General features: G+C 70.2%; 19 protein-coding genes. 8 read left to right on the forward strand and 11 right to left on the reverse strand.

Annotated elements, in window-relative coordinates:
• The first annotated feature begins 72 nt into the window (after positions 1–72).
• Positions 73–408, forward strand: a complete 336-nt coding sequence (locus ACZ48Z_RS38200; RefSeq protein WP_468740500.1) for a histone-like nucleoid-structuring protein Lsr2 — start codon at positions 73–75, stop codon at positions 406–408.
• 35 nt (positions 409–443) lie between these two features.
• Here the strand turns inward: ACZ48Z_RS38200 and ACZ48Z_RS38205 are convergent, their stop codons facing one another.
• Entirely contained in the window at positions 444–1130 is a 687-nt protein-coding gene (locus ACZ48Z_RS38205) for an SCO3374 family protein (protein WP_468740501.1), read from the reverse strand.
• 430 nt (positions 1131–1560) lie between these two features.
• On the opposite strand from ACZ48Z_RS38205, the gene ACZ48Z_RS38210 reads away from it, so the two are divergent.
• On the forward strand, positions 1561–4089 hold the full coding sequence (locus ACZ48Z_RS38210; protein ID WP_468740502.1) for an ATP-dependent Clp protease ATP-binding subunit: 2529 nt from the start codon (positions 1561–1563) through the stop codon (positions 4087–4089).
• Between the two features lie 63 nt (positions 4090–4152).
• Here the strand turns inward: ACZ48Z_RS38210 and ACZ48Z_RS38215 are convergent, their stop codons facing one another.
• Positions 4153–7194, reverse strand: coding sequence for an NACHT domain-containing protein (locus ACZ48Z_RS38215; RefSeq protein WP_468740503.1), 3042 nt, complete (start codon positions 7192–7194; stop codon positions 4153–4155).
• A gap of 46 nt (positions 7195–7240) precedes the next feature.
• Positions 7241–7873, reverse strand: a complete 633-nt coding sequence (locus ACZ48Z_RS38220) for an HAD family acid phosphatase (RefSeq protein ID WP_468740504.1) — start codon at positions 7871–7873, stop codon at positions 7241–7243.
• A gap of 365 nt (positions 7874–8238) precedes the next feature.
• Between ACZ48Z_RS38220 and ACZ48Z_RS38225 the strand changes: the two genes are divergently transcribed.
• Positions 8239–8787: a M23 family metallopeptidase gene (locus ACZ48Z_RS38225; protein ID WP_468740505.1), complete on the forward strand. Its 549-nt coding sequence runs from the start codon at positions 8239–8241 to the stop codon at positions 8785–8787.
• A 169-nt stretch (positions 8788–8956) separates the two neighbouring features.
• Here ACZ48Z_RS38225 and ACZ48Z_RS38230 read toward each other — a convergent pair whose 3' ends face one another.
• Positions 8957–9553 (reverse strand): TetR/AcrR family transcriptional regulator, encoded by a 597-nt coding sequence (locus ACZ48Z_RS38230; protein WP_468740506.1) that lies wholly within the window; start codon positions 9551–9553, stop codon positions 8957–8959.
• 143 nt (positions 9554–9696) lie between these two features.
• Between ACZ48Z_RS38230 and ACZ48Z_RS38235 the strand changes: the two genes are divergently transcribed.
• The 4 genes from ACZ48Z_RS38235 (at position 9697) to ACZ48Z_RS38250 (ending at position 13168) form a co-directional block, all read left to right on the forward strand.
• Positions 9697–11262, forward strand: coding sequence for an MDR family MFS transporter (locus ACZ48Z_RS38235; protein WP_468740507.1), 1566 nt, complete (start codon positions 9697–9699; stop codon positions 11260–11262).
• Positions 11263–11403: 141 nt separating this feature from the next.
• Entirely contained in the window at positions 11404–11895 is a 492-nt protein-coding gene (locus tag ACZ48Z_RS38240; RefSeq protein ID WP_468740508.1) for a helix-turn-helix transcriptional regulator, read from the forward strand.
• Complete coding sequence (locus ACZ48Z_RS38245) at positions 11892–12326, forward strand: VOC family protein (RefSeq protein ID WP_468740509.1); 435 nt, start codon at positions 11892–11894, stop codon at positions 12324–12326. The genes ACZ48Z_RS38240 and ACZ48Z_RS38245 overlap by 4 nt, the downstream gene beginning before the upstream one ends.
• Positions 12317–13168 carry a class I SAM-dependent methyltransferase gene (locus tag ACZ48Z_RS38250; protein WP_468740534.1) on the forward strand — a complete coding sequence of 284 codons (852 nt, stop codon included), beginning with the start codon at positions 12317–12319 and terminating at the stop codon, positions 13166–13168. Before ACZ48Z_RS38245 ends, ACZ48Z_RS38250 begins: the two co-directional genes overlap by 10 nt.
• A gap of 248 nt (positions 13169–13416) precedes the next feature.
• Here ACZ48Z_RS38250 and cseC read toward each other — a convergent pair whose 3' ends face one another.
• From cseC to ACZ48Z_RS38275, 5 genes are all read right to left on the reverse strand, one after another.
• Positions 13417–14751, reverse strand: a complete 1335-nt coding sequence (gene cseC / locus ACZ48Z_RS38255) for a two-component system sensor histidine kinase CseC (RefSeq protein WP_468740510.1) — start codon at positions 14749–14751, stop codon at positions 13417–13419.
• Positions 14752–14769: 18 nt separating this feature from the next.
• On the reverse strand, positions 14770–15474 hold the full coding sequence (gene cseB, locus ACZ48Z_RS38260; RefSeq protein WP_468740511.1) for a two-component system response regulator CseB: 705 nt from the start codon (positions 15472–15474) through the stop codon (positions 14770–14772).
• Between the two features lie 86 nt (positions 15475–15560).
• Entirely contained in the window at positions 15561–16238 is a 678-nt protein-coding gene (locus tag ACZ48Z_RS38265) for a hypothetical protein (protein WP_468740512.1), read from the reverse strand.
• Positions 16223–16765: a SigE family RNA polymerase sigma factor gene (locus tag ACZ48Z_RS38270; RefSeq protein ID WP_328749417.1), complete on the reverse strand. Its 543-nt coding sequence runs from the start codon at positions 16763–16765 to the stop codon at positions 16223–16225. Before ACZ48Z_RS38270 ends, ACZ48Z_RS38265 begins: the two co-directional genes overlap by 16 nt.
• Before the next feature lie 237 nt (positions 16766–17002).
• Entirely contained in the window at positions 17003–17938 is a 936-nt protein-coding gene (locus ACZ48Z_RS38275) for an HhH-GPD family protein (protein ID WP_468740513.1), read from the reverse strand.
• Between the two features lie 346 nt (positions 17939–18284).
• Between ACZ48Z_RS38275 and ACZ48Z_RS38280 the strand changes: the two genes are divergently transcribed.
• Positions 18285–19139 carry a hypothetical protein gene (locus tag ACZ48Z_RS38280; protein WP_468740514.1) on the forward strand — a complete coding sequence of 285 codons (855 nt, stop codon included), beginning with the start codon at positions 18285–18287 and terminating at the stop codon, positions 19137–19139.
• Positions 19140–19277: 138 nt separating this feature from the next.
• Here ACZ48Z_RS38280 and disA read toward each other — a convergent pair whose 3' ends face one another.
• Both disA and radA read right to left on the reverse strand, forming a co-directional pair.
• Positions 19278–20402, reverse strand: a complete 1125-nt coding sequence (gene disA / locus ACZ48Z_RS38285; RefSeq protein ID WP_468740515.1) for a DNA integrity scanning diadenylate cyclase DisA — start codon at positions 20400–20402, stop codon at positions 19278–19280.
• Between the two features lie 81 nt (positions 20403–20483).
• Positions 20484–21893 carry a DNA repair protein RadA gene (radA, locus tag ACZ48Z_RS38290; RefSeq protein WP_468740516.1) on the reverse strand — a complete coding sequence of 470 codons (1410 nt, stop codon included), beginning with the start codon at positions 21891–21893 and terminating at the stop codon, positions 20484–20486.
• Positions 21894–22058: the final 165 nt, after the last annotated feature.

Raw genomic sequence — 22058 nt, forward strand, 5'->3', positions numbered from 1 at the left:
ATATAACAGGGGACGGCGAAACGGCGAACGCCGCAGACCCCGGCCCTCACGTATTGGATGAAAGGAAATCCGGTGGCACAGAAGGTTCAGGTCCTTCTTGTCGATGACCTCGACGGCGGCGAGGCGGACGAGACCGTCACGTTCGCGTTGGACGGCAAGACGTACGAGATCGATCTCACGACAGCCAATGCGGACAAGCTCCGTGGCCTTCTCGACCCGTACGTGAAGGGCGGTCGCCGTACCGGAGGCCGTGCCGCGGGCGGGCGCGGAAAGGCGCGAGTCGCTTCCGGTGGCAGCCAGGACACCGCGCAGATTCGCGCGTGGGCCAAGGAGAACGGCTACGAGGTCAATGACCGCGGCCGTGTTCCGGCGACCATTCGCGAGGCTTACGAGAAGTCCAACGCCTGATTTAAAGGTCCACGGGGGCCAGGGCCTGCGAAGGTTTATGGCCGCGCACGCCGCCGCAGCAGCCGTAGTCGGTGGCATTGTGTGGCCACCGTGTCCACGACGCGCACCAGATCGGGGGCGCACCCACCGCCCCCCAGCGCCGACACCGTCGGCAGCGAGGCCTCGACCTCGCACCCGGGCTCGGGGGGCCGCAGCCATACGGCGGCCCCCTGCGGGGCGCCCGGGCGGCCCAGGACGAGAGGCCGCCGCGTCCCTTCCTCCCGGCCCGCTTCCGCAGCCGGCGACCCGTCGACGAGCCCCGCCCCGGCCCCGCGCTCCGGCGGCAGCGGCGCCTCCAGCTCGCCGCCCGCACCGATCGCCCGCAGATCGAGCGCCAGCGTGCCCCACTCCAGCCAGTCCAGCAGCCCCGGCAACTCCTCCGCGCTGCCCGCGGCCACCAGGAGTTCCACCCGGTCGCCCCGCAGCGCCACCGGAGAACCCCCGGTGAGATGGCGCAGGGCCGCCCGCCCCGCCTCGGCCGGGACGTCCAGGACGTCGAAGCGCAGGCCCAGGCGAAGTCGTAGGGGAGATTCCTGGGTGCTCGCGGGCACTGTCGGCCAGCCCAGCACGTTCTCGTACCAGCGGCGCACCGGATCGCCGCCGGAGGCGGTCGCGTCGAGCGGCCGTCGAGGGAGCGGAAGCGCGGTGAGATCCGCGGCGGACGGAGGGAGGCTGCCGACCATGACAAGTGCAACCGTCGGAGAAGCGTGCGAGTTACGCTGGGTGTAACGGCGTGTGCGAAGAGTGTCCAAAAAAGGGGCGCACGGAGGTGCCGGACGGCGCGAGGTTGTTCGCCCATAGCGGAGGGACGGGGGGCGTGCGGCATGGAGTGTCAGTCCGTGCGGGTAAGACATCCCTAGTGGGAGGGGGCGACACGCAGGAAAGGCCGTCTCACGTTCGCCATCGGCGTACTGGCGAGTGGGGTAACTGCCTGGCCTGCGGGAACATCGTCTCGCACCATCGGGTTGGAGCAGATGTCGGCGTTCGGGGTCAGGAGGCCAAGGACGGTGTCGGCAGTTGGAATGAGCGGTCCCCGCTTGCGGGACTAAGCTGCGGAAGGACAGGGAGGGGAAGTTCCCCCCACTGCCTGACCGCTCTGAGGAGCGATTAACGATGTTCGAGAGGTTCACCGACCGCGCGCGGCGGGTTGTCGTCCTGGCTCAGGAAGAAGCCCGGATGCTCAACCACAACTACATCGGCACCGAGCACATCCTCCTGGGCCTGATCCACGAGGGTGAGGGTGTCGCCGCCAAGGCCCTTGAGAGCCTCGGGATTTCGCTCGAGGCGGTCCGCCAGCAGGTGGAGGAGATCATCGGGCAGGGGCAGCAGGCCCCGTCCGGGCACATCCCCTTCACCCCCCGTGCCAAGAAGGTCCTGGAGCTGTCGCTCCGCGAGGCCCTTCAGCTGGGCCACAACTACATCGGCACGGAACACATCCTGCTCGGCCTGATCCGCGAGGGCGAGGGCGTCGCCGCCCAGGTCCTCGTCAAGCTGGGCGCAGACCTCAACCGGGTGCGGCAGCAGGTCATCCAGCTGCTCTCCGGTTACCAGGGCAAGGAGACCGCCGGCGCCAGTGGCGGTCCTGCCGAGGGCACCCCCTCGACGTCCCTGGTCCTCGACCAGTTCGGCCGGAACCTCACCCAGGCCGCTCGTGAGTCCAAGCTCGACCCGGTCATCGGGCGCGAGAAGGAGATCGAGCGGGTCATGCAGGTGCTGTCCCGCCGCACCAAGAACAACCCGGTCCTGATCGGTGAGCCCGGCGTCGGCAAGACCGCCGTCGTCGAGGGCCTCGCCCAGGCCATCGTCAAGGGCGAGGTGCCCGAGACCCTCAAGGACAAGCACCTCTACACCCTGGACCTCGGCGCGCTGGTCGCCGGCTCCCGCTACCGCGGTGACTTCGAGGAGCGCCTGAAGAAGGTCCTCAAGGAGATCCGCACCCGCGGCGACATCATCCTGTTCATCGACGAGCTGCACACGCTCGTCGGCGCGGGTGCCGCCGAGGGCGCCATCGACGCCGCTTCGATCCTGAAGCCGATGCTGGCCCGCGGTGAGCTGCAGACCATCGGTGCGACCACGCTGGACGAGTACCGCAAGCACCTGGAGAAGGACGCGGCCCTCGAGCGCCGCTTCCAGCCCATCCAGGTCGCGGAGCCGTCGCTGCCGCACACGATCGAGATCCTCAAGGGTCTGCGCGACCGGTACGAGGCCCACCACCGCGTCTCCATCACCGACGAGGCGCTGGTCCAGGCCGCCACCCTGGCCGACCGGTACATCTCGGACCGCTTCCTGCCGGACAAGGCGATCGACCTGATCGACGAGGCCGGTTCCCGGATGCGCATCCGCCGGATGACCGCGCCGCCGGACCTGCGCGAGTTCGACGAGAAGATCGCGGGCGTGCGCCGCGACAAGGAGTCCGCGATCGACTCGCAGGACTTCGAGAAGGCCGCCTCCCTCCGCGACAAGGAGAAGCAGCTCCTGGCCGCCAAGGCCAAGCGGGAGAAGGAGTGGAAGGCCGGCGACATGGACGTCGTCGCCGAGGTGGACGGCGAGCTGATCGCCGAGGTCCTCGCGACCGCCACCGGCATCCCGGTCTTCAAGCTGACCGAGGAGGAGTCCTCGCGTCTGCTGCGCATGGAGGACGAGCTCCACAAGCGGGTCATCGGCCAGACCGACGCCGTCAAGGCGCTGTCGAAGGCGATCCGTCGTACGCGTGCGGGCCTCAAGGACCCGAAGCGTCCCGGTGGTTCGTTCATCTTCGCCGGCCCGTCCGGTGTCGGTAAGACCGAGCTGTCCAAGGCGCTCGCCGAGTTCCTCTTCGGTGACGAGGACGCGCTGATCTCCCTCGACATGTCGGAGTTCAGCGAGAAGCACACGGTGTCGCGGCTCTTCGGTTCGCCCCCCGGATACGTGGGCTACGAAGAGGGCGGCCAGCTGACCGAGAAGGTGCGGCGCAAGCCGTTCTCGGTGGTTCTCTTCGACGAGGTCGAGAAGGCCCACCCGGACATCTTCAACTCGCTGCTGCAGATCCTGGAGGACGGTCGTCTGACCGACTCCCAGGGCCGGGTCGTGGACTTCAAGAACACGGTCATCATCATGACGACCAACCTCGGCACCCGGGACATCTCCAAGGGCTTCAACCTGGGCTTCGCGGCCTCCGGTGACAAGAAGTCCAACTACGAGCGCATGAAGAACAAGGTCTCGGACGAGCTCAAGCAGCACTTCCGTCCCGAGTTCCTCAACCGCGTCGACGACGTGGTCGTCTTCCCGCAGCTGACGCAGGCGGACATCCTCCAGATCGTCGACCTGATGATCGCCAAGGTGGACGAGCGCCTCAAGGACCGGGACATGGGCATCGAGCTCTCCCAGTCCGCCAAGGAGCTGCTGTCCACGAAGGGTTACGACCAGGTGCTGGGTGCGCGTCCGCTGCGTCGCACCATCCAGCGTGAGGTCGAGGACACGCTGTCGGAGAAGATCCTCTTCGGCGAGCTGCGTCCCGGTCACATCGTGGTCGTCGACACGGAGGGCGAGGGTGAGGCCAAGACCTTCACCTTCCGCGGCGAGGAGAAGTCGGCGCTGCCGGACGTTCCGCCGATCGAGCAGGCGGCCGGCGGAGCCGGGCCGAATCTGAGCAAGGACGCCTAACCCTTCGGGGAGACGTCGAGTGAGGGGCCGGTGCTTTTCGGAGCACCGGCCCCTTTCGCTGTCTCAGGACCGGACCACGTCGACGACGGCGCCGGGGAAGACGTCGGCGTACCGGATGGCGGGGAAGTCCCGGGAGCGGGCGGCCTGAAGGGTGACCCGGCGCAGCCCCGGCAGCCGGGCGGCCAGGACGGAGAGATCCTCCGCGCCGTGCATGGCGGGGATGTGCAGGGACTCGATCTCCGGCAGTTCGGGCATGGCCTCGATGGCGTCCGGGTGGTCCGTGACGAACCGGCCGTTGACGTGGAGATCCCTCAGATGCGGGAGGGCGGCGACGGAGCGCCAGTCGGCGGCGGTCAGGGTGGCCGACAGCGGGCCGAGGCTGAGTGCGGTGAGCCCGGCCCAGTGCTCCAGTCCGCGCAGACCGGTGCGGTTCGTGGTGCTGCGGCCCAGGAAGAGGTACTCCAGCGCCGAGTCGACCGGCAGGACGTCGGTGAGGCTGTCGCAGCGCAGGTCCTGGGTCAGGGAGAGCCGCCGGAGCGAGCGCATCGACCGCAGGCCGGAGGGATCGGCGACCTGCTGGAGCGTGAGCTCGGAGAGGGAGAGCAGGTCGAGGTTCTCCAGGCCGTGGGCCGCCGGGCAGCCCGTCAGCCACAGGCCGCGAAGGGACATGAACGGCAGGAGCATGGTCAGGTCGGTCACCCGCATGTTCTTGCGCAGTTCGAGGACGGAGACGTCATCGGCCCTCCGGACGGCCGTCAGGATGTCCTCCACGGGATGGTCCCCGTGAAAGGCCAGGCCACGCCAGGGACGCATCCGGGCCAGGGCCGCCCGCTGCTCGGCCGACTCACAGACGGCGATGAGGTTCCGCCGGTCCAGGTGGTCCAGTACCTCCGCCGCGTACTCCTCGGTGTCGAAACGACCCCAGGTGCCGGAGAGTTGCCGCCTCACGTCGAGGTCCGGGTGCGACCGGAACCGGCGCAGCACTCCGAGCGCCCCCTCCGGTTCCTCCGAACCGAGCAGGGACGCGGTGATCGTGACGCCCAGTGCCTCCTCGTCCGTCAGGCCCTCGGGTCCGGGCAGCAGCTCCACGACCAGCGGTCCCGCGTCGGCCAGCGCTCTCGCGTGCGTCTTCGACCGTGGCGGAATGAGCGCCCCCGCTCGTCTCTCCACCGCCGCCCGCACCTCCGGATCCACCGCCACCGCGTGCTCCAGACAGGCCAGCGCCAGCAGGGTCAGCCGCGCGTTGTCCCGGCCGAGCAGCTTCCGTAGCAGAAAGGCTCGTTCCCGAGGTCTGGCGTAGGCCACCGCCATGCGGATCACGTCCTCCCACTGCGTGTTGTCCGCGTGGCTGATCAGGACGTCGAGGTGCCCCTCCTCGACGGCGTACCGGGCGCCCAGGCAGTCCTGGAAGGTGCGGTGGACGAAGTCGACGACGCCGTCGGAGGGGTGGCGGACGAGGCCGCTGCGCAGCACGAGGGAGCGCATGACGGAGGGCGCGTCGGCCGTCCCGCCGATCGCCGGCAGGCACCGCTCCACGATGCCCTCGGCCGTCTCGGCGTCCATCTCGGTGCGGCCGCTCAACACCAGTGCGTAGGCGAGGCGCTGGAGCAGCTCCAGCTGGGCTTCCTCACCCAGCTCCACCTCGTCTGCCGCGCCCAGCCCCCGCTCCCGGTCCCGTCGCGTGAGCAGCATCGTCAGGGCGGCGTCGTACAACTCCTTGCGGCCGGTGGGGAGGTAGCCCCGCCGCTCCCGGTGCAGGGCGCAGATCAGGCCGCACATGAGGGGGTTGGTGGCGAGGCGGGCGAGGTCGCGTTTGGTGCGCAGGGAGTCCAGGAGCGGGGCCTCGTACGCCGGGGCCCGGGCCGCCGTGTGCCAGCGGTGGACGAAGGTCGCGATCTCGGTGCGGCGCATCGGGACCAGGAGCAGTTCGTGGAAGCTCTCCTGCGCCAGCCAGTCGGGGCGTACGGCGGTGGGACGGGAGGTCAGGAGCCAGCGGTTGCCCGGGAAGGCCTGGATGAGGGAGCGGAGCCAGTCGCGTGTGCGGTTGCGGTCGGCGGCGGGGATCTCGTCGAGGCCGTCGACGAGGATGAGACCGCGGCGGGCCGTCAGGACGCGCTCCGCCCAGCCCTCGGGCGGGGTGAGCGGGCAGCTCACCGCCTTCAGGAAGTCCTCCGGGGACGGGAGCGCGCCCGCGCGGATCAACGTACGCAGGGGGAGGACGTACGGGACACCGCTGCCGTCCTGGGTCGCCGTGACCGCCAGCCACTGCACCAGCGTCGTCTTGCCGGAGCCCGCGTCGCCGCGCAGCAGGATCCGGTCGTGGAGGAACAGGGCTTCCTCGGCGGGGAGTTGGACGGGGAGCGCGGTGGTACGCGGGTGCTCCTCCGGGAGTTCCTCCGCCGTCGTCGCCTCCAGGCTGAGGTAGGCGACCTCCAGGGGCCAGCGGTCCGGGGAGTCGTGCAGGTCGACGCCGTAGATGGTGATGTGGTTGTGGCGGTCGGCCACGTAGGGCAGGTAGCGGCGTTCGAAGGAGCGGTCCTGGGCGCCGGGGCGCGGGCTGCGGACGATCAACTCGTCGATCTTCGCGATGAGTTCGGCCTGCGTCCGGGTCTGCTCCACGAGGGTGCGGGCCACAAAGGTGGAACGGCGGGTGAAGAACTCCAGGATCTGCAGGCACGCCCACTCGGTCGCGGAGTCGAGGAAGTGGCAGGCGTCGGCCGAGAGTCCGTCGGGCTCGGGGGCCTCGTGGTGCAGCTTCCTGGCCAGTTCGCGATGGCCGAGGCGTACGGCCTGCACGTCGTCCATGTCCAGGTCGCCGAGGGCGAGGAGGCGGCGGGCCAGGGCGTCGGCGACGGCGGTCTGCTCACCGGTCCGGAACGGCGGTTCGCCGGGTGAGTCGACCGCCTGCCGGACCAGGTGGTCCGCGAGTTTGTGCACGTCCTTCTCGCCGAGGGTGTGCTTCTCGCCCCGGAAGGACACCAGGTCCTTCAGCCGGACGGGCTTGTCGACCAGGCCGGCGCCCGGGCCGTCCGGCCGGAACAGTCTCTTCACCAGCTGGCCCACCACGGCCGACGCCAGCTTGCTGCCCAGTACCGCGGGCTCCATCCGCCACCCCCGTGCATCGCGTGAACGGATGGAGCCTAACGGGCCGTTACGACAACTGGCCGTCGTAGTCCGGGAGCTTGAACGTCTTCTCGGCGTGGCCTCCCGACAGGTCGGTGGCGCTGTTGCCGATGTTCGCGATGATCGTGTAGCCCTTGTTCTCGATGGCGACGCGCTGTGCGGTCTTGTAGGCGGCGACGTCCTTGAACAGGTCGATGAAGTTGCGGACGTAGAGACCGCTGACCTGGTAGCCGACCTGCTTGAGGTTGTAGTTGGTCGCGGAGCCGATGATGTCGGGGCGGGCGGTCACGAAGAACAGGGACACCCCGTGCTCCTGGGCGTACTTCGCGACGTTCAGAACGGGCTTGTTGGCCGGCGAGGGGTAACTGAAGCCGAAGTCCGACTCCAGGGCGGTGTTGTCGATGTCGAGGACGATCGCCTGCTTCTCGCCTGAACCGGCGGCGGGGATACGGGACTTCAGGTAGGGGAGGGCCTGGTCCATCACGGCCTGGCAGTCGGTCTGCCAGGTGGCGTAGTCGACGGCCGCGGCGGCCGCGTTGGTCGTGGCGGTGGTGCTCGTCGCGGTTGTCGCGGCGTCCGCCGGGGCCGCCAGGGCGATCAGGGCGGCAGCGGAGACGGTGCTGACGACGATGCGGCGCGCCCAGGGGCGTCTGCTTGTCATGTTCGTGGGGGTCCTCTCACGTCCGATGCGGGGTGTCAGGTGCATGTTCGGGGACGAGGGTGGCGCGAGAGGAACCGTAGGGTTACTGGTTGGTAGGTCGCTAGAGGTGTGCGTCACAAAGCTTGGTCAGGGCGTCGGGGGTGCCGGTGATGTGCCGCACAGGCGATTTGTCCATTACTAGACGGAATAGTGGCGGAATTTAAGAAGGAATACGGACTTCTCGCCCGAAATGGTCGGGACTATTACTATGGTCCGTCGTAGATTGCCGGTTTTGGGCTATGCGGTGCTCGGGGGTACCAAGGGAGACCCATCCGGCAGCCGTCGTGCGCCGGGTGGTTTCCTGTCCCCGGCTCCATGAGGTTCTGATGTTCCTGCGTGTCTTCCGCCGCTCTTCCCGTACGTCCCTGCCGCGCACCCGGGTGGCCGTCGTGGCCGCCTCCGTGGGGGTGTCGGTGGTGCTGGGGGCCTCGGTCGCCTCGGCCGCGCCCGCCTCCGCCTCCTGGGTCGACCCGGTGAAGAAGTACACGCTCAGCGCGAGCTTCGCGCAGGCCGGCGGCATGTGGCAGTCCACCCACAGCGGGCAGGACTTCGCCGTGCCGAGCGGGACGAAGGTCGTCGCCGCGCACGGCGGCACCGTCGTCAAGGCGGGCCCGGGCGGCGCCGGCGACGGGGCCGCGTACGGCAACGCCATCGTGATCAAGCACGGCAGCGGGAGGTACTCGCAGTACGCCCACCTCTCCCGGATCAGCGTCAAGGTCGGCCAGGTCGTCAGGACCGGGCAGCGCATCGCCCTGTCCGGCAACACCGGTAACTCCAGCGGCCCGCACCTGCACTTCGAGATCCGTACGACCGCGAACTACGGCTCGGCCATAGACCCGGTCGCCTTCCTGCGGGCCAAGGGCGTCCGCGTCTGAGGCGTGGGCGTCCGAGGTGCTGGATGTCGGAGGGGGCGGCGTCCGAGGTGTCGGATGTCTGAGGCGTGGGCGTCCGAGGTGTCGGATGTCGGAGGGGGCGGCGTCCGAGGTGCTGGATGTCTGAGGCGTCGAGCGTCCGAGGTGCCGGTCGTTCGCGCCCGGCGGGCGGCTAGGCCTTCGCGCTGCCCATGTGGGCCTGGGTGACCAGGTCCATCGCCACTTCGAGGACCGCTTTGCGCTTGGCCTCCGGGTCGGCTTCGAGGTCCTGGAGGACGAACATCCCGGCGTGCAGGGTGAACATCGCGCTGACGCAGCGGACCTGGTCGACGAGGTCCGCCTCCGGATCGACGAGGATCTCGCGCAGTCCCTGCATGCGCTCCTTGAAGGTCTCACCGATGCGCAGTTCCCGGACCGTCGCCTGGTTCTCCTGCATGAAGCGGAACAGTGGCGCCGCACCGGCCAGCGTCTCGCTGTAGCGCCGGATGATCTCCTGTTTGGTCTGCAGGGTGTGCGGCTGTTTCCCGCCCCACTCGATCAGGTCGAGGATCGGCTGCGTCAGGTCGGCGAAGAGGCTGACGAGGATCTCTTCCTTGGTCTTGAAGTGGTAGTAGAGCGCGGCCTTGGTGACGTCCAGGCGCTCGGCGATCTCCCGCAGGGACGTCTTCTCGTACCCCTGCTCGGCGAAGAGTTCGATGGCCACGTCCTGGATGCGCTGGCGCGTGTTGCCGCGGCGCTGCTGCTTCGTGCGGTCCATCGTGCCGCCCATCCTCGTGCCTCTCGGCTTTCCGTAAAACTTACTTGACGCCCGGCTAGTTGGGCGTCTACCTTCCCCAGTGTAGACAACTAGCCGGGCGGCAAGTAAGTGCCCCGGCGAGGGAAGTACCGCAGCACCTCAGGGGAGTGGGAACGATGGCGGACACACAGACGGTCGAGACGGAACCGGACAAGCCACAGCGGAGCGTGCGGGTCGTCCTGCTCGCGCTGATGATCACCATGATGCTCGCGATGCTCGACAACATGATCGTGGGCACCGCGATGCCGACGATCGTGGGGGAGCTCGGCGGACTCGAACACCTCGCGTGGGTCGTGACGGCGTACACGCTGGCCACCGCGGCCTCGACCCCGATCTGGGGCAAGCTCGGCGACATGTACGGCCGCAAGGCCACCTTCATGACCTCGATCGTGATCTTCCTGATCGGGTCCGCGCTCAGCGGCATGGCCCAGGACATGGGCCAGCTCATCGGTTTCCGGGCCGTGCAGGGCCTCGGCGCCGGCGGTCTGATGGTCGGCGTCATGGCCATCATCGGCGACCTGATCCCGCCGCGGGAGCGCGGCAAGTACCAGGGCATGATGGCCGGCGTCATGGCGCTCGCGATGATCGGCGGCCCGCTGGTCGGCGGCACGATCACCGACAACTGGGGCTGGCGCTGGTCCTTCTACATCAACCTGCCGCTCGGCGTGGTCGCGCTCGGTCTGATCAGCGTCGTACTGCACCTGCCGAAGAAGCGGGCCAAGGCCGGTATCGACTACCTCGGTGTCGTGCTGCTGACCGTCGGCATCACCTCCATCGTGCTTGTCACCACCTGGGGCGGCACGCAGTACGCCTGGTCGTCCGCGCGGATCATGGAGCTGATCGGGATCGGCGTCGCCTCGCTGATCGGGTTCGTGTTCTGGCAGACCAAGGCGGCCGAGCCGATCGTGCCGCTGCACATCTTCCGCAGCCGCAACTTCACCCTGATGTCGATCATCGGCTTCATCACCGGCTTCGTGATGTTCGGCGCGACCCTCTTCCTGCCGCTGTACCAGCAGTCGGTGCAGGGCGCGTCCGCGACCAACTCCGGGCTGCTGCTCCTGCCGATGCTCGGCGCGATGCTGGTGACCTCGATGGTCGCGGGCCGGGTCACCACCAACACCGGCCGGTACTACGTCTTCCCGGTCGTCGGCAGCGTCCTGATGGTCATCGGCCTGTACCTGCTGTCCACGATGGACACGGGGACCACGCGGTTCACCTCCGGCGTGTTCATGGCCGTCGTCGGTCTCGGCATGGGCTGCCTGATGCAGATCACCATGCTGGTCGCGCAGAACAGCGTGGAGATGAAGGACATGGGCGTCGCGTCCTCGTCCACCACCCTGTTCCGTACGCTCGGGTCCTCCTTCGGCGTCGCCATCATGGGCGCGCTCTTCAACAATCGGGTCCAGGACGTCATGACCGAGCGGGCCGGGGCGCTGGGCTCCAAGGTGACCGAGCAGTCCGCGCAGCTCGACGCGGCGAGCCTCGCGAAGCTGCCGGCGGCGGCGCGGGAGGCGTACCAGTACGCGGTGTCGTCGGGCACGCACTCGGCGTTCCTGCTCGGTTCGATCGTCGCCGTGCTCGCGCTGGTGGCGGCCGTGTTCGTCAAGGAGGTGCCGCTGAAGGGGGCGGGACCGCAGACGTCCGCCGACGAGGCGGCGCCGGCTCCCCTGGTCGAGGTCTGAGCCGGCCCTGAACCGAAGGCCCCCGGTCGGTGTCCGCCCCGGGGGCCTTCTTCATGCCCGGCCGAAGGTCCGTCGGCCCGGAGGATCTTGTCCTCGGCAGCCGGACCGCCGTTGTCAGTGCCGCGTGCCACCATCGGCCCTATGGACAAGGTGCGGCAGCTGCGGCTCGCCAAGGACGCCATGGACCGGGACTGGGCCGATCCAGGACTCGACCTGGGCGCTGTCGCCGCGCATGCCGGGTACTCGCGGTACCACTTCCTCCGGGCCTTCAGGGAGGCGTACGGCGAGACGCCCGGGCAGTACCTCACGCACCGGCGGATCGAGCGGGCCGAGGAGATGCTGCGGGGGGCCGATCTGAGCGTGACGGAGATCTGCAACCTGGTCGGGTTCAGCAGTCTCGGCACCTTCTCCACCCGCTTCAAGGCACGGACCGGGCTCAGTCCGAGCGAGTACCGGAGCAAGCACGTGGGCCGCGGGGCGTCCCTGATCCCCGGCTGCTACGCGATGCTCTGGGCCGGTGGCTTTTCCACCGCCGCGAGGAGGACCGCAACTTCGAAGAAGCGGCCCGGGCCCGGTCCTGCCTACGGTGACGAGCAGGAAGCGACCACCGCCGAGCGGAGAGCAGAACCATGATCCAGGGCCTGGGCATCACCACCGTGTGGACCTTCGACCAGCAGCGCACGAAGGCCTTCTTCACCGAGAAGCTGGACTTCGAGGTGCGCAGCGAGGTCGCGATGGGCGAGATGACCTGGGTCACCGTCGGCGCCAAGAAGCAGCAGGGCGTCGACCTGGCCCTGATGAGCCTCGACGGCCCCGGCCTGGACCCCGAGTCGGCCGAGGCGTTGAAGAAGCTCGTCGGCAAGGGCGTGATGGGTGCGGCGGCGTTCCGTACGGACGACTGCCGCGGTGACTACGAGACGTTCCGGGCACGCGGAGTGGAGTTCGTCCAGGAGCCGCAGGAGCGGCCGTACGGCATCGAGGCGATCTTCCGCGACGACAACGGCAACTGGTACTCGCTGACCCAGCGCAACGAGGAGCTGGACTTCTCCAAGGACTGGGCGTGAGCGAGGACGTGGCCCGGGCCGACCACACCGCCGTACGGGTCGCCCTCTGGCGGGCCCTGCACGTCCGTGAGGATGCCCCGCCGCATGTCCTGGAGGACGAGATCGGGCTGCGGCTCGCCGATCCGGACGACGGCTGGCGTGAGCGGCCCGACATGGACGTGGAGGCCACGCGCCGCACCCGGGCGTCGATCGTGGCCCGGACCCGGTTCGTCGAGGACCTCGTGATCGAGCAGGGTGTCGACCAGTACGTCGTCCTCGGCGCCGGTCTCGACACGTTCGCCCAGCGCCGGCCGGACCTCGCCGTCGAGCGCGGACTGCGTGTCTTCGAGGTCGACCTGCCCGGCCCGCAGGCCTGGAAGCGGCAGCGGCTCGTGGACCTCGGGTTCGGTGTCCCCGAGTGGCTGCGGCTCGTGCCGGTCGACTTCGAGGGGGACTGGTGGGGGCGGCTGGCCGAGGCGGGGCTCGATCCCGCTCGGCCCGCGCTGGTGGCTTCCACGGGAGTCACCATGTACCTCACCCGGGAGGCCGTCGAGGCCACGTTCCGCCTGGTCGCGGGCCTCGCGCCGGGCTCGACGCTGGTCACGACCTTCATGCGGCCCCTGGAGGACGTCGAACCGGAGCAGCGCCCGCAGTTGGAGGCGGCCCTCGCGGGAGCGCGAGCCGCGGGGACGCCGTTCCTGAGTTTCTTCCGGCCCGTCGAGATCCTGGCCCTGGCCCGGGAGTCCGGCTTCCGGGAGACTCGGCACGTGCAGGCGGAGGAACTGGACCGGCGGTACTTCGCGGGCCGGACGGACGGTGTACGGCCGTCCCGGGGTGAGGAACTGATGGTGGCAGGCACCTGAGAACACGCCGCGCCCCGGACGCCGTGGGCTACGGCAGCATCGGGTGGCTTCCCGTGGCTGTGGGTGCGTGTTCGGGTGGCCACAGGACTGCCATCGCGCCCTCTGCCGGGACCCGCCTCGCAGTCCGGGCGCCGGAGGTTACGGCAGCATCGGGTAGCTTCCCGTGGCTGTGGGTGCGTGTTCGGGGAGCCACGGCACTGCCATCGCGCCCTCCGCCAGGACCCGCCTTGCAGTCCGGACGCCGTGGGCTACGGCAGCATCGGGTAGCTTCCCGTGGCCGTGGGTGCGTGTTCCGGTAGCCACAGGACCGCCACCGCGCCCTCTGCCGGGACCCCCTCCGGTGCCCCGGCGGGCCGCACGTTACGGAAGGTCAGCCGTGCCCCGAGCACCCGCGCCTGACCGGCCGCGATCGTCAGGCCGAGCCCGTGCCCCTGGCCCGCCCGGTCCGCGCTGCCCGTGCGGAAACGGCTCGGGCCGTCGGCGAGGAGGTCCTCGGGGAAGCCGGGGCCGTGGTCACGGACCCGGATGACGCGGCCCTCGACGGTGACCTGGACGGGGGGCTTGCCGTGCCGGGCGGCGTTGGCGAGAAGGTTGAACAGGACGCGTTCCAGGCGGCGCGGATCGGTCGTGACCTCCGACTCGTGCACCACGCGGACCTCGATGTCCGGGTCCTTCGCCGTCACCCGCCGGGCCACGAACTCGCCGAGCAGGATGTCCTGGAGCTCCGCCCGCTCGGAGGCACCGTCGAGACGGGCCACCTCCAGGACGTCCTCGACGAGGGTGCGCATGGCCTTCGCCCGGTCCAGGACCAGTTCGGTGGGCCGGCCGGGCGGCAGCAGTTCCGCCGCCGTCAGCAGCCCCGTCACCGGCGTCCGCAGCTCGTGTGCGATGTCCGCCGTGACCCGGCGTTCGGCCTCCAGCCGCTGCTGGAGCGCGTCCGCCATGGCGTCCACCGCGCTCGCGAGGTCGTCGGTCTCGTCCCGGACGACCCCGCCGATCGCGTCCCGCACCCGTACGTCGGTCTCGCCCCTGGCCATCTGGTTCGCCGCGGCCGCGGCCTTGCGCAGCCGCCGTGACAGCTGCCCGCCGATGAGCACCCCGAGCGCGCTGCCGCCGAGGACGACCGCGATGGAGCCGATCACCAGGGCCTGGTCGAGGTCCTTGAGGATGTCGGTGCTGCGGTCCGTGAACCCGGTGTGCAGGGACAGCACGTGCCCGCCCTTGACCGGGACGGCCGCCCAGATGTCGGGCCCGCCCACGTGCCGGTCGGAGACGTAGGTCGCCCGGCGCCCCTCCTCGACCTTCTCGCGCAGCGCCCGCGGCAGCCGGGAGTCGTCGACCACGATGCTCGGGAAGTTGGGCCGCCCGGTCAGTTCGTAGTTGCGCTGGGCGATCCGCACCCGCTCGTCCGCCAGGTCGCGCGCGTTGTCCAGCATCGAGACACGCGCCGCGTTGTGCACGACCAGGCTGAGCGCGACCGCCACGAGCGCGCCGACCAGCGCGATGGCCGCGCTGAGCTTCCACCTCAGCCCCGTCCGCACGGCCACGCGCTCCGCCACCGGGCCCCGAAGGATCCCCCGCATCACCCCAGGTCCCCCTGCTCAGGCCTTCAACTTGTAGCCGAAGCCGCGGACCGTCTCGATCCGGTCCTGGCCGATCTTCGTCCGCAGCCGCTGCACATGGACGTCCACGACCCGGGTGTCACCGCCCCAGCCGTAGTCCCACACCCGCTCCAGGAGTTTGTCGCGGGACAGGACCGTACCCGGCGTGGAGGAGAACTCCAGCAGCAGCCGCATCTCGGTCGGGGTGAGCGCCACCGGCTGCCCGGCCCTGCGCACCTCCATGCCCTCGGTGTCGATCTCCAGCTCCCCGAAGGTCAGCACGGCCTCGGCGGCGGCCCCGGCGCTCTCCTCGCCCCGGTCCCCGCCCCCCGCGTGCCCGAAGCGGCGCAGCACCGCGCGGATCCGGGCGACCAGGACGGCACCGTCGAACGGCTTGGTCACGTAGTCGTCGGCGCCGGCCTCCAGCCCGAGGACCACGTCGATGGAGTCGGCGCGCGCCGACAGCATGATCACCGGCACGGTGGAGTCGTCGCGGATACGGCGGCAGAGGCTGACCCCGTCCAGGCCCGGGACCATGACGTCCAGCAGGGCGATGTCGGGGCGGTTCGCCCGGAACGCCTCCAGGCCCGACAGTCCGTCGGGCATGGCGGTGACCGCGAAGCCGTCCCGCTCCAGGGCGAGTTGGGTGGCCTCGCGGATGACGTCGTCGTCCTCGACGAACAGCACGTGGGTCTGGTCTGCCATCCGGGTGCTCTCACTCTTCGATGTCGTTGGGGTCACTGAGGGAACGTTCCGGGCGGCCCGAACGGTTCACGCCGTACGACGTCGGTTCAGCCGTCGGTCGGCGGTGACGGGTCCGCGCCGAGGACGTCGCTGTAGTCGCTGTGGGTCCGGTACACCACGGTGAACTTCCCCGAGACCCAGCGGTAGGTGACCACGTTCTCACCGGACGGCTCCGACACCGGGTCGCCCTTCTCGTACACCTGCTTGGTCACCACCAGGTCGCCGCGGTCTATCTCGGCGTAGACCGGAGGTTCCTCGGTGTGAAAGACATTCTGGTACGAACCGCTCTCCTCGCGATACACGTACGAGCCGACGCCCACGAGATCCGCACAGGTCACGACGTTGACGACGACGTCGTCGGCCGAGCCTCCGGTGAGGTCGCCGTAGAACAGGTCGACCGGGTACTCGTCCGCCACGCAGGGCTTCAGGTCGCGCTTGACCGCCGCGGAGACCTTCGGGTCCGACCTGAGGAGAGCGACCGCGGCCGTGCGGTCCAGGTGCGGGGAGGACATCGCGGACGGCGCGGCCGCGGGCGAGGCGCCGGCCTCCGCGACCGCGTGCGCCGGGCCCTCGTCACGGGTTCCGGTGCCGCCGGTGGCGCAGGCGGAGACGAACAGGGCGAGGGCGGCGAGCACGACCGCCACCGTGCTTGCCGCCTGGAGGATCCCCCGGCCCGGGGCCTGGCCCGGCCGGGCGGGCCCTGGTTCGGTCAGGCCGCCGTGCAACGCTCCCGCTCCTCACGCTCCAGCGCGCGTGCGTCCAGGTCGCGGGCCTCCAGCTCCTCGCGGAGCCGGGCGAGCGCCCGGTGCAGCGTGCTCTTGACCGTTCCGGCCGACATGCCGAGGGCGGCAGCCGTCTCCTCCGTGGACATCTGCTCCCAGTGTCGCAGCACCACGACACTGCGCTGCTTGGGAGCGAGCACCTTCATGACGTCCATGAGCAGGGCGCGGTCCGCGTGCTGCTCGGTGGCGTCGTCGACGCAGGCGTCCGGGAGCTGCTCGGTCGGCACCTCCTCCAGCTTCCGCGCCCGCCACCACTCGGTCCGGGTGTTGATCATCACCCGGCGCAGATAGGCGTCGGCGAGCCGCTTGTCCTCGATGGTCTCCCAGCGGCCGTACGTCCTGACGAGCGCCGTCTGGAGCAGGTCCTGCGCGTCGACCGGGTCCGGGACCAGACGGCGTGCACTGCGCAGCAGTGCGTCCTGCCGGGTGCGGACGTACTCCTCGAACTCGAGCACCTCGCCCTGCGCCATGTCGACCGCCTCCTGATCCCCGTTCCGGCAGCCACTGCCGGTACTCATCGCGTCTGCGCCGCCTCGTGTGTGCGGCATGGCAATGAAGCTACGGATCGGTTGTCACGGGGTTGTCCGGTCCAGCACGCGGCTGGCAATCGGCTGTCCGTCGGTTGTGTAACGGAAACCGAAAAGGGGTAAACCGGAGCGGTTGATTGCGCCGGTTCCTGCTGATTTGTCGGCCTGTTGAAGGCTGGGCTACGTCAACGGCAGCCGATACAAACCACCCGACAGAGGTTCCACGAGTCCGTCCGCGACGAGTCCGTCGAGCGCTCGTGCCCGCTGCACCGGCTCGTGCCACACCCGGTCGAGGACCGCCTGCGGGACGGGTGCGTGCGCCTCCCGAAGGACGGCGAGCAGCCGGCCGCGGACCTGCCGGTCGGTACCGGCGTACGTCTGTCCGCGCCGCGGCGGTCCGTCGTGCGCGGGCTTGCCCGCGAGCCGCCAGGCGCACTGGGCGGCGATCGGACAGCTCGGGCAGCTCTCGTTCTTGGCCGTGCAGACGAGTGCGCCGAGCTCCATGGAGGCGGCGGCCCAGCGCGCGGCGGTCTCCTCGTCCTGAGGCAACAGGGCGCGGGCGAGCTTGCGCTCGGCGGCGGTGGTGGCGTTCGGCGGGTACTGCGTGCCGGTCACCGCCCGCGCGAACACCCGCCGGACGTTGGTGTCCAGCACCGCGTGCCGCTGCCCGTACGCGAACGAGGCGACGGCTGCAGCCGTGTACTCGCCGATCCCGGGCAGCGCGAGCAGTTGCGCGTGCTGCGTCGGTACGTCGCCGCCGTGCCGCTCCGTTATGGCGACCGCGGCACCGTGCAGCCGCAGGGCCCGGCGCGGATAGCCGAGCCGGCCCCAGGCGCGCACGGCCTCACCGGGGGCGTCCGCGGCCAGGTCGGCGGGGCGCGGCCACTGTGCGAGCCACTGCTCGTAGACCGGCAGCACCCGGCTCACGGGTGTCTGCTGGAGCATGAACTCACTGACCATCACCCCCCAGGGTCCGGCCTCGGGCCGCCGCCACGGCAGATCCCGGGCGTGCTCGTCGAACCAGTCGATGACGGGGGAGTGCAGGCCCGCTCCGAGCGGAGCATCGCTGCTGCCGTCGGCGGGGCTGCTGTGCGGGGGCTTCGTGGGCGCAGTCATGGCCTTCCGATCCTGCCATGCCGGAGCAGGCGGACGGGTGTTCTGAGGGCACGGGTCGGCCGGAACCGGTGGAGCCCGCAGCCGTGGCCAGAGGTGCAAGGGACGCGATCGCGAACGCACCCTGTCCACGGAGCGGTCTCGGGTCGTCACCCGCGCGGGGACGATCTTCACGGTCACGGACCGTATCCGGTGGGCCGGTTCGGTCACAGTCCGCTGTCGGCACGTGTCACACCTGGCCAAGGGCGCGCCGGGGGCGGCCGTTTCCGGAATGATGATCCTGAAAAGTTGTGACGCCGAGCGGCGGGTGAGGACGGTGAACTCGCCGATCTCTCGTACAGTTTGCGCCGTGGGATCTCTGCGCAATCCGGTCGGGCCGCTTCCCTCCTCCATCTACTGGCGACGGAGGGCCGTCATGCTGTCCGTCCTCGGTGTGCTGGCATTGCTGATCGCATGGATCGTGGGCTCCGGCGGCGGGGGCGGCAACAACGGTGCCGACGGGTCCAACGGCAAGGATCCGTCACCCTCGACGATCACTCCGGGGCCGTCCGGCTCCGGGCCCGCCATCAGTCAAGCGCCGGGCGGACGCGACGAGTCGACGACCGGCGGGGACACCGGCGGGTCGGGGTCGAGCGCGGGCTCCGGCACCGGGTCCGGTGCGGGGGGCACCGCGGGGGCCGGTGGCGAGAGCGGCACCGGCGGCTCCGCCGGGAGTGCCGGAAGCGCCGGCTCCGGCAGCGCGGGCGGCACCGCGGGCATCGGGGTCGGGCAGGGTGACATCCTTCCGGCCGGCTCCTCGCTCCCCAACTGCAGCGCAAACGCCGTGAAGTTGACCGTCCGCAGTCAGCGCAACGCCTACGCACCCGGCCAGCCGCCCACCTTGCTGCTGACCGCGACGAACTCCTCCGGCAGCGACTGCAAGGTCGATCTCGGCCCGAAGAACGCGGTGTTGACGATCACTCAGGCCGACTCGGACGACACGTACTGGTCGTCCGCCGACTGCCCTGCCGCCGCGGGCAACCTGGTCTACCGGGCGCCGGCCGGCAGCAGCATCACGTACACCGTGAAGTGGGACCGCAAGCCGAGTGCCCCGCACTGCGCGACGCCCTCGCAGGGGTCGGCCGGTGCGGGGACGTATCTGGTCGAGGTGAAGGCTCCCGGATACGCCACGGTCCAGACGTCGTTCGTGCTGGAGAACGACTGAGGAGTGCCGCGGACGGCGGTTCACCGTCGGCGGCTTCGCGGGGCCGGTAGTGCCGGCGTGGCGGAGCCGCACATCCGATACGGGCCGCACATCCGATACGGCCCCGCATCCCTTACGGCCCCGCGTCCCTGAACGCTCTTACACGTACCGTTCCAGGATCGAGCTCTCCGCCAGCCTGGACAGGCCCTCCCGGACGCTGCGCGCCCTTGCCTCGCCCACGCCGTCGACCGTCTGCAGGTCGTCCACGCTCGCCGCGAGGAGTTTCTGGAGGCTGCCGAAGTGTTCCACCAGGCGGTCGATGATCGCGCCGGGCAGGCGCGGCACCTTGGCCAGCAGACGGAAGCCCCTCGGGGACACGCCCGAGTCGATCGCCTCGGGGGAACCGGTGTAGCCCAACGCGCGGGCCACCGTGGGCAGTTCCAGGAGCTCGGCGTGGGTCAGGGCGTCCAGTTCGTACAGCGCCTGGTCGACCGTGCGGGAGCGCTTCGCGGTGGGCTCGGGGACGTAGTCCCGGACCACCAGTTCGCGTTCCGGCTCCACGCCCGCGATCAGCTCGTCCAGCTGGAGGGCGAGCAGGCGGCCGTCCGTGCCCAGTTCGACCACGTACTCGGCGATCTCGGTGGCGATCCGCCGGACCATCTCCAGCCGCTGGGCCACGGCCGAGACGTCCCGGACCGTCACCAGGTCCTCGATCTCCAGCGCGGACAGGGTGCCCGCGACCTCGTCGAGCCGGAGCTTGTAGCGCTCCAGGGTCGCCAGGGCCTGGTTCGCGCGGGACAGGATCGCCGCCGAGTCCTCCAGGACCCGGCGCTGGCCGTCGACGTACAGGGCGATCAGGCGCATGGACTGGGAGACGGAGACGACCGGGAAACCGACCTGCTTCGAGACCCGGTCCGCGGTGCGGTGCCGGGTGCCCGTCTCCTCGGTCGGGATCGTCGCGTCGGGCACGAACTGCACGCCCGCCCGCAGGATCTTCGACAGGTCGGACGAGACCACGATGCCGCCGTCGAGCTTGCACAGCTCACGCAGACGGGTCGCGGCGAACTCGACATCCAGCACGAATCCGCCCGTGCACATCGTCTCCACGGTCTTGTCCCAGCCGAGGATGATGAGTCCGCCGGTGTTGCCGCGCAGCACCCGCTCTAGGCCGTCGCGCATGGCGGTGCCGGGGGCCACTGCGCTCAGGGAGGCGCGCATCAGGCCATCGGAACCGGCACTCCCACCGGACTTTCCGGGAGCTGCTGCCCGGTCGTTGGCTGCCACTGCTCTCCTCCGGTCGCGGGGTCTTGGCCGCTCACGTGCCGCACATTCGGTTCGTACGGACGGGCGAGACCAGGGCAAAGTCTACCGGCGGTCCTCGTCGTCCCGTGGGGCCTCTCGCCGACGAGAGCGCGGAAGGACCCTCAGGGCGTCCCCTATGTCGGCTACTTCCAGGACCTTCATACCGGCCGGGACCTTGCCGGGATCGCCCGGTACGAGTGCATGTGTGAATCCCAGACGGTGTGCCTCGGAGAGCCTGCGCTGGACGCCCGTAACCCGTCTGACCTCGCCCGCGAGGCCCACTTCGCCGATCGCGACGAGGTTCTTGGGCAGCGGGGTGTCGCTGGCCGCCGACGCCAGCGCGAGGGCGATCGCGAGGTCCGCGGCAGGTTCCGAAAGCTTTACGCCACCAACCGTCGCGGAGTAGATGTCCCGCTTGCTGAGCGCGCTGATCCGGCCGCGCTGCTCCAGGACGGCGAGCATCATCGAGACCCGGGAGGTCTCCAGCCCCGAGGTGGTGCGCCGGGGCGAGGGGATCTGCGAGTCGACGGTGAGCGCCTGGACCTCGGCCACCAGCGGGCGGCGGCCCTCAAGGGTGACGGTGAGACAGGTGCCGGGGACCGGTTCGTCACGACGTGTCAGGAAAAGTCCGCTCGGGTCGGTGAGGCCCGTGATGCCCTCGTCGTGCAGCTCGAAGCAGCCGACCTCGTCGGTGGCGCCGTAGCGGTTCTTGACGCCCCGGACGAGCCTCAGGCGCGCGTGCCGGTCGCCCTCGAAGCTCAGCACCACGTCCACGAGGTGTTCGAGCAGACGCGGGCCCGCGATCGCGCCGTCCTTGGTGACATGGCCCACCAGGAGGGTCGACATCCCGCGCTCCTTGGACACCCGGATCAGCGCCCCGGCCACCTCGCGCACCTGGGCCATGCCACCGGGGGCGCCGTCGATCTCCGGGGAGGCCACCGTCTGCACCGAGTCGAGGATCAGCAGGGACGGCTTCACCGCGTCCAGATGCCCGAGGACGGCGGACAGATCGGTCTCGGCGGCGAGATACAGGTGGTCGTCGATCGCGCCGATGCGGTCGGCGCGCAGCCGGACCTGGCTCGCGGACTCCTCGCCGGTCACATAGAGCGTGCGGTGCTCGTCGCTCGCCGACTTGGCGGCCACGTCGAGCAGCAGCGTGGACTTGCCGACGCCGGGCTCGCCCGCGACGAGCGCCACCGCGCCGGGCACGAGACCGCCGCCGAGCACCCGGTCCAGCTCGGGCACGCCGGTCGAACGGGCCGTGGCCTGACGCCCGTCCACCTGGCCGATGGGCACGGCGGAGGTGGTGACACGGCCCGGGGCCGTCGTACGAACCGCGGGCGTGCCGTACTCCTCGACCGTCCCCCAGGCCTGGCACTCTGGGCAGCGGCCGAGCCACTTGGCCGTCTGCCAGCCGCACTCGGTGCAGCGGTAGGACGGGCGCTCCTTGGCGGACTTCGTACGGGCAGCCATGCACGAACCGTAACCGCCGCCACTGACAACACGGCCGCCGCCCGCCGTCCGACCTGCACGCCGGCGCGGTAACCGGCCACGTCCCGTCAGGAACGAGCCATGAATTCGGGGGTTCCTGTCCCCTATTGAGGGATCGTTTCACCCGTACGGAGTAAAAGTGCTCAA

The sequence above is a fragment of the Streptomyces sp. NPDC031225 genome, from assembly GCF_055570355.1.

Bases quoted from the DNA above. Each gene is read 5' to 3' on its own strand.
- ACZ48Z_RS38205 (WP_468740501.1), bottom strand. From the start codon at position 1,130: ATGGTCGGCAGCCTCCCTCCGTCCGCCGCGGATCTCACCGCGCTTCCG.
- ACZ48Z_RS38210 (WP_468740502.1), top strand. From the start codon at position 1,561: ATGTTCGAGAGGTTCACCGACCGCGCGCGGCGGGTTGTCGTCCTGGCT.
- ACZ48Z_RS38215 (WP_468740503.1), bottom strand. From the start codon at position 7,194: ATGGAGCCCGCGGTACTGGGCAGCAAGCTGGCGTCGGCCGTGGTGGGC.
- ACZ48Z_RS38220 (WP_468740504.1), bottom strand. From the start codon at position 7,873: ATGACAAGCAGACGCCCCTGGGCGCGCCGCATCGTCGTCAGCACCGTC.
- ACZ48Z_RS38225 (WP_468740505.1), top strand. From the start codon at position 8,239: ATGTTCCTGCGTGTCTTCCGCCGCTCTTCCCGTACGTCCCTGCCGCGC.
- ACZ48Z_RS38230 (WP_468740506.1), bottom strand. From the start codon at position 9,553: ATGGGCGGCACGATGGACCGCACGAAGCAGCAGCGCCGCGGCAACACG.
- ACZ48Z_RS38235 (WP_468740507.1), top strand. From the start codon at position 9,697: ATGGCGGACACACAGACGGTCGAGACGGAACCGGACAAGCCACAGCGG.
- ACZ48Z_RS38240 (WP_468740508.1), top strand. From the start codon at position 11,404: ATGGACAAGGTGCGGCAGCTGCGGCTCGCCAAGGACGCCATGGACCGG.
- ACZ48Z_RS38245 (WP_468740509.1), top strand. From the start codon at position 11,892: ATGATCCAGGGCCTGGGCATCACCACCGTGTGGACCTTCGACCAGCAG.
- cseC (WP_468740510.1), bottom strand. From the start codon at position 14,751: ATGCGGGGGATCCTTCGGGGCCCGGTGGCGGAGCGCGTGGCCGTGCGG.
- cseB (WP_468740511.1), bottom strand. From the start codon at position 15,474: ATGGCAGACCAGACCCACGTGCTGTTCGTCGAGGACGACGACGTCATC.
- ACZ48Z_RS38270 (WP_328749417.1), bottom strand. From the start codon at position 16,765: ATGGCGCAGGGCGAGGTGCTCGAGTTCGAGGAGTACGTCCGCACCCGG.
- ACZ48Z_RS38275 (WP_468740513.1), bottom strand. From the start codon at position 17,938: ATGACTGCGCCCACGAAGCCCCCGCACAGCAGCCCCGCCGACGGCAGC.
- radA (WP_468740516.1), bottom strand. From the start codon at position 21,893: ATGGCTGCCCGTACGAAGTCCGCCAAGGAGCGCCCGTCCTACCGCTGC.